Origin of the sequence: Hydrogenophaga sp. (genome assembly GCF_051007235.1) — a bacterium.
Taxonomy (GTDB): Bacteria; Pseudomonadota; Gammaproteobacteria; order Burkholderiales; family Burkholderiaceae_C; genus Hydrogenophaga.
In genome coordinates this window covers 1-2,202 of sequence record NZ_JBPCSJ010000039.1, presented here as the reverse complement: position 1 = coordinate 2,202, position 2,202 = coordinate 1, and the positions used below count along the sequence as shown (strand labels likewise).

Below are 2,202 nucleotides of genomic sequence, written 5' to 3'. Positions count from 1 at the left end.
CCCTGCGGAAAGTCGGTGCGGCCGATGCTGCCGGCGAAAAGCACGTCGCCCACGAAGGCGCGCTGGGCTTCGGGCGAGTGAAACACCACGTGGCCCGGCGTGTGGACCGGGCAGTGGCGCACGGCCAGCGTGCAATGGCCGATCTGCACCGTGTCGCCATCGGCCAGCCAGCGCGTGGGCGTGAAGTGGCCGGCCGGCGGGAAGCCGAACATCTGGCTTTGCTGCGGCAGGCCGTCGATCCAGAACTGATCGCCAGGGTGCGGGCCGATGATGGGCAGGTCCAGCTTGGCGGCCAGCGCCGCCGTTCCGCCGGCGTGGTCGATGTGGGCGTGGGTCAGCCAGATGGCCTTGAGCGTGAGGCCCAGGCGCCGCGCTTCGGCCTCGATGCGGTCGAGGTCGCCGCCCGGGTCGATCACGGCGGCGTCGTGGGTCTCATCGCACCAGACGATCGAGCAGTTCTGGGCAAAGGCGGTGACGGGAATGGTCTGGTAACGCAGCATGGGGACAACCGGAATGTGATGGTTTTGGCTTGAATTATTGATGAGGACCACTTTGCGACAGTGCCGGACTCAAGTCCGCGCCGTGGGCGCCGACAAACTTAAAAGCGCATAACGCACCGCGTCGGTGCACCTCGTCGGGTTTTCCCATGCTCAAAAATCTCAGCTTGAAAACCCAGCTCGGTCTGGGCTTCGCCTCGGTGGTGGCGTTGTTCCTGGTCACCATGGTGTTCATTGCGCAGCGGGTGGCGCACCTGGAAGAAGGCATCCGCTACCTGAGCGACGACGACCTGCCCCTGCTGCTGGCCGTGGACCGCATGGACCTGAAAAGGGCCGAGGTGCAGCAGTTTCTGACCGACGTGGCCGCGACCCACGACCCAGCCGCCTACGCCGAGGCCGACGCCGCTGCGCAGGCGTATGCCGAGGCCAGTCAGACGGTGCGCGGCATCCTGGGCCGAGAGCAGAACAGCTCCCATTTGCAGGCACTGGACCGCATGGACACCGATTTCAAGGCGTTCCACGCCAGCGGCCGCACCATGGCCGAGGCCTACGTTCGCGACGGCCTCGAAGCCGGCAACCGCCTCATGAAGGGCGGCGAAGGCCAGCCCGGGTTTGACCAGGCCAGCGAACGCATTGCCCGCCAGATCGAAACCTTCAGGGAAGAACAGCTGGCACGCACCCGGCGGGACGTGGCCGACGACCTGGCGCAGGTACTCCACATCGAGCGTGTGATGCTGGTGGGCGGCGCGCTGGCCACCCTGGTGGCCAGCGGCTTTGCGGTCTGGATCGTGCTCACGGTGTACGCACAGATCGGCGGCGAGCCCCGCTTCGCGGTCAAACTGATGCAGCGGATCGGCGCCGGCCAACTGGACACCCCCATCCGCCTGGGCAAGGGCGACACCACCAGCCTGATGGCCAGCGCCAGCAGCATGCAGGACGGCCTGCGCACGGTGGTGGCCGAGGTGCGCGAACGCGCCCATTCGGTGGAGCTGACCTGCGCCGAGATCGAGGCTGGCGGCAACGACCTGGCCACCCGCACGGCGGCGCAGTCGCACGCCTTGGCCGAAACATCGGCCGCGGCCGAGGAACTGACCGCGTCGGCCGACCACAACGTCAGCGGCGCCCACAGCGCCAGCGAACAGGCACGGCTGGCCACCGACACCGCCCGGCAAAGCGGTGACTTGGTCGGGCGTTTCGTGGAGACCATGCACGACATCCAGCAGTCGTCGCGCCAGATCGCCGACATCATCGGCGTGATCGATGGCATCGCCTTCCAGACCAACATCCTGGCCCTGAACGCGGCGGTGGAGGCGGCGCGCGCCGGCGAACAGGGCCGCGGTTTTGCGGTGGTGGCCGGCGAAGTGCGCGTGCTGGCGCAGCGCAGCGCCGCCGCGGCCAAAGACATCCGCCAGCTGATCTCGGGCAGCGTGGACCGCGTCGATCAGGGTTCCGCCCTGGTCGATCAGGCGCGCAGCTCGATGGTGGCGGTGGTGACCGAGACCCAGCGCGTCATGGCGCTGATGGACGACGTGGCCAGCACCAGCCGCGAACAGGGCGGCGCCATCTCGGCGGTGGCGCAGTCGATCGAGGAAATGGACCAGGTCACGCAGCACAACGCGGCCCTGGTGGAAGAAAGCGCCGCCGCGTCGGCCAGCCTGCGCCAGCAGGCCCAGGCCCTGACCGCCACCGTCGCGCGGTTCGAACT

The 2,202-nt window shown here is 68.3% G+C and carries 2 protein-coding genes; one reads left to right on the top strand and one right to left on the bottom strand.

From position 1 onward, the window contains the following. On the bottom strand, nt 1–500 hold a 500-nt coding region (locus tag ACR2JA_RS01315; RefSeq protein WP_434007342.1), incomplete at its 3' end, for an MBL fold metallo-hydrolase. A 146-nt stretch (nt 501–646) separates the two neighbouring features. Between ACR2JA_RS01315 and ACR2JA_RS01310 the strand changes: the two genes are divergently transcribed. Beyond that, nucleotides 647–2,202 (top strand): methyl-accepting chemotaxis protein (locus ACR2JA_RS01310; RefSeq protein WP_434007341.1); only part of this gene is annotated, 1,556 nt, incomplete at its 3' end.